The 6,495-nt window shown below is 65.1% G+C and carries 5 protein-coding genes and 1 tRNA gene; 3 read left to right on the top strand and 3 right to left on the bottom strand.

Features of this window, described 5'->3' with window-relative positions:
* Positions 1-19: 19 nt before the first annotated feature.
* From NBV68_RS16625 to NBV68_RS16615, 3 genes are all read right to left on the bottom strand, one after another.
* Positions 20-3,043, bottom strand: a complete 3,024-nt coding sequence (locus tag NBV68_RS16625; RefSeq protein ID WP_296311935.1) for a TonB-dependent receptor — start codon at positions 3,041-3,043, stop codon at positions 20-22.
* Between the two features lie 233 nt (positions 3,044-3,276).
* Positions 3,277-3,888 (bottom strand): LON peptidase substrate-binding domain-containing protein, encoded by a 612-nt coding sequence (locus NBV68_RS16620; protein WP_296311932.1) that lies wholly within the window; start codon positions 3,886-3,888, stop codon positions 3,277-3,279.
* A complete protein-coding gene (locus NBV68_RS16615; RefSeq protein ID WP_296311930.1) occupies positions 3,885-4,814 on the bottom strand; it encodes a tetratricopeptide repeat protein in 930 nt (309 codons plus the stop codon). Before NBV68_RS16615 ends, NBV68_RS16620 begins: the two co-directional genes overlap by 4 nt.
* On the opposite strand from NBV68_RS16615, the gene NBV68_RS16610 reads away from it, so the two are divergent.
* The 3 genes from NBV68_RS16610 to NBV68_RS16600 all read left to right on the top strand — a co-directional run.
* The gene (locus tag NBV68_RS16610) at positions 4,813-5,016 is read left to right on the top strand and encodes a hypothetical protein (protein ID WP_296311927.1); all 204 of its coding nucleotides are present in this window, start codon (positions 4,813-4,815) and stop codon (positions 5,014-5,016) included. The genes NBV68_RS16615 and NBV68_RS16610 overlap by 2 nt on opposite strands.
* Positions 5,017-5,074: 58 nt before the next feature.
* Positions 5,075-5,149 (top strand) — tRNA-Gly (locus NBV68_RS16605).
* 385 nt (positions 5,150-5,534) lie between these two features.
* Positions 5,535-6,495 (top strand): TonB-dependent receptor plug domain-containing protein (locus NBV68_RS16600; RefSeq protein WP_296311924.1); only part of this gene is annotated, 961 nt, incomplete at its 3' end.

Below are 6,495 nucleotides of genomic sequence, written 5' to 3'. Positions count from 1 at the left end.
CACTTGTGCGTTATCCGCCTCAGAACCCGAGCTGGTCGGTGGTGATGCGGATCCCGGCGTAGAAATACCGGCCGAGCCAGCCCACACCCGACTGGCTGGCGATCCCGCGGATCGGCAGTTCGTCGGTGAAGTTGTTCACCCCGAGATAGAAGCGCGCGCGCTCGTCATCGGTGCTGATTTCGGCGCGGATGTCGTGGATGAAGCGCTCGCCGATGGTCAGGAATTCGGGCGCGGCCACATCGGGGTCACCCGCGATGACGTCACGCTCGAAGCGCAGCTGGTCGCCGACATATTGCAGCCCGTAGTTGAGCGTGAAGTTGCCCTTCGACCAGGTCACGTCGCCAGTGCCGATCCACTCGGGCGCGCCGTTTTCGCCCTGGTTGTTATCGACGATCCCGCCATTGGCCGGCAGCACCAGCAGCTTGTCGAGATAGCCCACCGTGCCGCGCAGGTTGAACCGCCCGAGGCCGCCGTCGCCCGGCGTGAAGGCGTAGTTGACCGTCACGTCCGCGCCCGCCGTCTCGATGAAGGCGACGTTCTGGGGCGCGAGCAGGTAGTTGCTGACGAAGCCCGTGTCGGTCGAACGCGTGATCGAATTGCAGAACACGTTGTCGAGCGTGGCGGAGTCGACGCAGAACTGCGCGGTCTCGTTCAGGGAGGCGGTGCGCACCGCGTCGGTCAGGCGGATGTCGTACCAGTCAGCAGTGACCGTCAGTCCGCGCACGAAGCTCGGCTGCAGGATCACGCCCGCGGTCCAGGTCCGCGCGTCCTCCTCGGTGAGGTTGCGGTTGCCCGAGAACACCCCTTCGCGGCTCGCGCTCGAATTGATGTCGCTGGCCGGATCGAAAGTGTCGAAGTCGACCCCCAGCCCCTCGATCAGCGCGCGGCAGTTGGCCGCACGGAACTCGGTGCCCTGATTGATCAGCTCCGGCCCGCACGGATCGTCGATGAAGGCGAAGGTGCCGCTGCGGGGCGCAAACAGTTCGGTGATGTTCGGCGCGCGCACCGACTTCGAATAGCTGCCGCGGAAGCGGATGTCGCGGATCGGTGCCCACTGGCCGTTGATCGACCAGCTTTCGGTGCTGCCCACGGTCGAGTAGTCCGAGTAACGGCCCGCGACGGTGAATTCGAGCAGATCGAAGAACGGCCGGTCGGCGAGGATCGGCACGTTGATTTCGCCGAACACTTCCCACACGTCGAAGCTGCCCCGCTCCGGCGCGAGCAGCGCGAGGTCTGCCAGAACGCCGCTGTCAGGATCGAAATCGGTCACCTGAGTGGAAATCGCATCGGGTCGGAAGTCGCTGCCTTCCTTGCGGTATTCTCCACCAAACGCGAAGTTCACCGCGCCGCCGGGCAGCTCGAACATGTTGCCGAAATCGCCCGCGATATAGGCGTTGGCGACGTGCTGTTCGAGGCGGTAGGCGTTGCGCGTGTCGGTCAGGACGAAGTCCAGCGCGGCCTGGCTGGCTGCACCCTCACCGAAGATGTTGAGCGGCACGCAAGCGCCCGGGGTGAAGGTCTGCGGCGCCTCGCCGTAGTTGCCGTTGCCCGCATCCGCCAGCGCCCCGCCATCGACATTCACCCGGCAATCGAACACCCCGTTGGGCGTGCCGGTGGTGAACTGGCCGACATCCACCACGTCGAGCGCGGCGAAGTAGCGGTCCTCGATGCGCTGGTTGGTTGAGATATAGGTGGTATCGTTGCGGCCGTAGACATAGCTCGCCTCGAACTTGACCCGGTCGGAGATATTGCCGTCGATGCCGATCACACCGCGATAGAGGTCACGCTCGAAGTTCTCGTTGCGCGTGCCGAAATCGAAGTTGTCGCGGTTGAACAGCAGCCCGCCGAAATCGCCGAGACCGGCGGCGCGGACATTATCCGGGATCAGCGGGTTGTCTTCGGAGATGAAGGTGAAGAAGTCGAACGAAGGCTGCGCGACCGAGAAGTTCTCGGTGCGCACATACTTGCCCTCGGCGAACAGGCGCACGTCGGGGGTCAGCTCGAAGCTGAACAGCGCGTTGAAGCTGTGGTGCTCGGTGCCGGCCTGAAGGTCGCCCTGGTAGTTGTTGATCGGCGTGTTGTCGCCGCCCTGCGCAAGGAAGCCCGATTGCGGCAGGAACAGTCCCGGATCATAGGGGCGGCCATCGCCGTTGAAGCGCGGCGAGAAGCTGTTGTCGATCACCAGCGCGCCGCCGGGCGAGCTGTCGGCATAGCCGATCCGGTTGAGGAAGATGTAGTCCGGCACGTTCGGATCGTCGGGGATGTCGTTGGGGTTGCGCACGAGGCTGTCGGCCTCGTAGCGGCCGTTCGGCCGGTCGCCGAAGCCGACGCGGCCATCCTTGCGGAACTCGTAGTTGAGCGCGATGTTGCCGCGGTCGTCGGCGAAGTTCTTGCCGGCGGTGACCGAGAAGAAGTTGCTCTCCGCATCGCCGAAGTCGGAAATGCCGTTCTGGGCGCGGATGTCGAGGCCCTCGAAGTCGCGCTTCATGATGAAGTTGACCACGCCCGACACGCCGTCAGCGCCATAGACCGAGGATACGCCGCCGGTGAGCACGTCGACCCGTTCGATCAGACTGACGGGGATCGTGTTCGTATCGACCGCGGCCTCGCCCGAGACGCCTGCGACATGGCGGCGGCCGTTGACCAGCACCAGCGTGCGGTTGGAGCCGAGGTTGCGCAGGTTGAGCAGGTTGACCCCCGCAGCGCCGGTGCGCGCCTGCGAGCCGGCAGCGTCGAAATTGGTCTCGGAGCCGAACAGGGCCGGGGTTTGCGAGAGCAGCTCGGTGACGTTGTTGACCCCCGACTGGACGATGTTTTCGGCGGTGATGGCAACGACCGGGGTGGCGGTTGCCGCTTCGGGGCGCTGGATGCGCGTGCCAGTCACGACGATCGGCGCGCCGCTTTCTTCTTCCGGTGCGGCGGTGTCCTCCTCGCCATCGACGACTGCTTCCTGCGCGAAAGCGGCCGGCGTAAGGCCAACGCTCAGCCCCGCGATCGCTGCGGTGAAGAGCAGCTTTGCACGCCGCATGCCATTGTAACTCATGTTTATTTCCCTGTGTCTGACAGTCATGTGATAGTTCGCGACGAGCACCGGGAGGCGGCACGCGGCAAGGGCGCGCCGCTCTCCCGGCATCCCGCGAAGACTGGCAGTCTAGGATGCGATCATGCGGCCCGACGCAACCTGCGCGGCCGGGCTGATCGACGAAACGACATATTTGTATGATTAATAACAGCGATGCATCGACGAGCATCGACGTGCGGATTCCTGCCGCTTCGCTATTGCAGCGTAACGATTTCCTCGCCGCCATCGTGGCGCCCGTAGAACTGCATCAGCTGGACCAGCAATTCGCACCGCGCGGTCAGCGTCCCGGCTTCGAGCAGCGCTTGCTTGCTGGCCGGATCGAAGGGCGCGATCTGCGAAACGCCGTTGATCAGGGAGCGATCGTCGAGCCGTTCAACCGAGTCCCAATCGACCGAATAACCCTGCGAATCGGCAAAGTGCCGCGCCTCGCGCTCGAACCCGCCGCGCTGGGCGTGGGTCAGGGTCTCGTCCTCGTCCTCGGCGAAGATCTCCGCTTCGACCTGGCGATAGGCGGTGCTGACATCGAGCTCGCGCACCACCCGGAACCGCGCCGTGCCTTCGAGGATGACGTTGTAGCGCCCGTCGTCCATCGCCTGGATCTCGCCGATCCGCCCGACGCAGCCGACTTCATAGAGCGGCGCGCCCTCGACCGAGCGCTGCGGCTGGATCATCGCGATCAGCCGGTCGCGGATCAGCGCATCGCCGACCATCGCGCGGTAGCGCGGCTCGAAGATGTGGAGCGGCAACTGCATGCCCGGAAACAGCACCGCGCCCGTCAGGGGGAAGATGGGAAGCCTTTTGGTCATCCGAACAATACGCGCGACAGGCGACGGCGGACGCCGACCACCCATTCGTCCTCCAGACCCGTCGCCTCGAAGATCTTGAGCAGCTTCGCGCGCGCGGCCCCTTCGTTCCACTCGCGGTCGGCGGTGATCATGGCGAGCAGGGTGTCGGCGGCGGCATCGCGCTGGCCTGCGGCAAAGGCGGCCTCGGCATAGGCGAGCTGCGCGTCCATGTCGGCGGGCGCGGCCTCGGCGGCGGCGCGCAAGGACGCCAGCTCGCCATCATCGACCCGCTCACCGGTCAGTTCCAATGCGCTGCGGGCCGGCGCCATGGCGGCATCGCTGGCGAGGCGCGGATCGCTGTCGATTACTTCCATGACCTGGCGAGCCTGCTCGACCTCGCCCAGCTGCACGAGCGCGCGCACAAGCCCTGCATGGGCCGGCGCGTTTTCAGGAGCGAATTCGGTGATCTGGGCGAAGATCGAGGCGGCGCGCTGGGGGTCTCCGGCGGAGAGCGCCTCCTCGCCCATCTTCACGAATTGCGCGAGCTCCTCAGGCGAAGGCCCCTGCGGCGCCGCGCCGTCACCCGCCCCGCCTTCCACCGGCAGCTGGGACAGGAGCTGGTCGAGAATCGCCTTCAATTGCGATTCGCTGCGGGCACTGGTCAGGTCGGCGATCGGCTGGCCCTGGAACATCGCATAGACCGTCGGGATCGAGCGCACCTGGAACTGCGCGGCGATGAACTGTTCCTCGTCGACATTGATCTTGGCGAGCATCACGCCCTTGTCGGCATATTCGCCCGCGATCTTCTCGAGCACCGGGGTGAGCGCCTTGCACGGCCCGCACCACTCGGCCCAGAAGTCGAGGATCACCAGCTTGGTCTGCGACGGCTCGACCACCGCCTTGCGGAAACGGTCGACTGCCTTCTGTTCCTCGATGCTCAGTCCCATGCTGGCCAAGATATCTGCTCCTGCTGCCTTCGTGCGCCTTTTGCGCCTGTCCGGTTCCCATGTGGGATGCCTCAACGCGCTTGTGAAGCGCGGCTATGTGCTGGCCGCTTGCCCCCCGCCGATCAAGCCCAAATCAGCGCTGGCGTCGCGCTCGCAGCACGCGACGCTTTTTGCGCTTGCAGCCTTGCAAGGTCGCTGCTAATCGCGCCGCCTCTCCGGCAGGAACGACGCGCTTCGGCGGTTTCTGTCAGCGCCAGTGAGCGGGCGTAGCTCAGGGGTAGAGCACAACCTTGCCAAGGTTGGGGTCGAGGGTTCGAATCCCTTCGCCCGCTCCAGTTTCCACCGACATTGCCCTATCGGCAAGAAGCAGCACCGGCGTGCTCGCAAGCGCGCCCCGCGCCGGCGCTTCCTGCGCCATCGCCGCTGCTCGGCTGCCCGTTCGACGCGCGGCCCAGGATCACGCCGGCGGCGCCCGCGAAAACTGCGGCAGATTGGCAACATGGGTTCGGAAAACATTAACTTTCGTTAAATCGCAAGTAAGCGGCTTTTCTGTCGCATTCGGCATTAAGCTCCTGTTTTCCGCCGCCTTATCCCGACCTCTTGGGTCGCGCGATAATTGTTGCGATTCAGTGACATACCACGCGCCCCGCAGCTGTAAGCAAACTGTCATCCACCCTCCATAGCGCGCGCCCCATTCAATACAGCCATAAGGGGGCTTCAATGCTGAAAACCAACTCGCCGGGCCTGCGCCTCTCCCGCAAGGCCCTCATGCTCGCCGCCGTCGCCGCCATGCCGCAGACAGCCTTTGCCCAGGCCCAGGACGCCGAGGAAACGCCCGCGGAAGCGGTTGACGAAATCATCGTCGACGGCACCCGCCCAATCGCCGAATCCGAAGCCGCCGCGTTGCGCACCCAGCGCCTGTCGGACAACCTCGTCTCGGTTCTCTCGGCAGACTCGGTGGGCCGCCTGCCCGACCAGAACATCGCCCAGGCGGTCGGCCGCCTGCCCGGCCTTGCGGTCGAGCGTGACCAAGGCCAGGCGCGCTACATCTCGATCCGCGGCGCGCCCAACTATTGGACGACGCTGAGCTTTGACGGGATCAACGTTGTCAGCCCCGAAGGCCGCGATGCGCGCTTCGATTCGATCCCCTCGGCGATCGCTTCGCAGATCATCGTCTCCAAGGCGATCACCCCCGACATGCCGGGCGAAACGGTTGCCGGCAACGTCAACGTGATCACCCGTTCGGCCTTCGACTATCCCGGCTTCCGCGCCTTCGGCAAGGCCGGCGGCGGGATCGTGGAGCTTGGCGACCGCAGGGAATACGAAGGCAACCTCGTACTCTCCAACCGCTTTGACGTGGGCGGCCTCGGCGAGATCGGCCTGCTGGTGTCGGGCACCTATTACGAACGCAACATGGTCACCGACAACTTCGAGACCGATTTCGAGCGCGTCTCGCAGGATGCCCGTCAGGGCGCAGCTACCCGCTTCTGGGGCCGCGAGAGCGAGAACAAGCTCTACCGCCTGACCCGCAAGAACTGGTCGGTCTCGGGCCGTCTCGACTGGCGTCCGAACGACGACAACCAGATCTCGGTCCGCTCGGTCTACACCATCTTCACCGACGACGAGGCGCGCGACAACTACATCTTCGACTTCGACGACCGTCAGGGCGATCTCAGCAACT

Origin of the sequence: Erythrobacter sp. (assembly GCF_023653175.1) — a bacterium.
In the GTDB taxonomy this organism is placed as follows: domain Bacteria; phylum Pseudomonadota; class Alphaproteobacteria; order Sphingomonadales; family Sphingomonadaceae; genus Erythrobacter.
The sequence above is the reverse complement of the archived record's forward strand: the minus strand, read 5'-3'. Positions and strand labels throughout refer to the sequence as shown.

Bases quoted from the DNA above. Each gene is read 5' to 3' on its own strand.
- NBV68_RS16625 (WP_296311935.1), bottom strand. From the start codon at position 3,043: ATGAGTTACAATGGCATGCGGCGTGCAAAGCTGCTCTTCACCGCAGCG.
- NBV68_RS16615 (WP_296311930.1), bottom strand. From the start codon at position 4,814: ATGGGACTGAGCATCGAGGAACAGAAGGCAGTCGACCGTTTCCGCAAG.
- NBV68_RS16610 (WP_296311927.1), top strand. From the start codon at position 4,813: ATGCTGGCCAAGATATCTGCTCCTGCTGCCTTCGTGCGCCTTTTGCGC.
- NBV68_RS16620 (WP_296311932.1), bottom strand. From the start codon at position 3,888: ATGACCAAAAGGCTTCCCATCTTCCCCCTGACGGGCGCGGTGCTGTTT.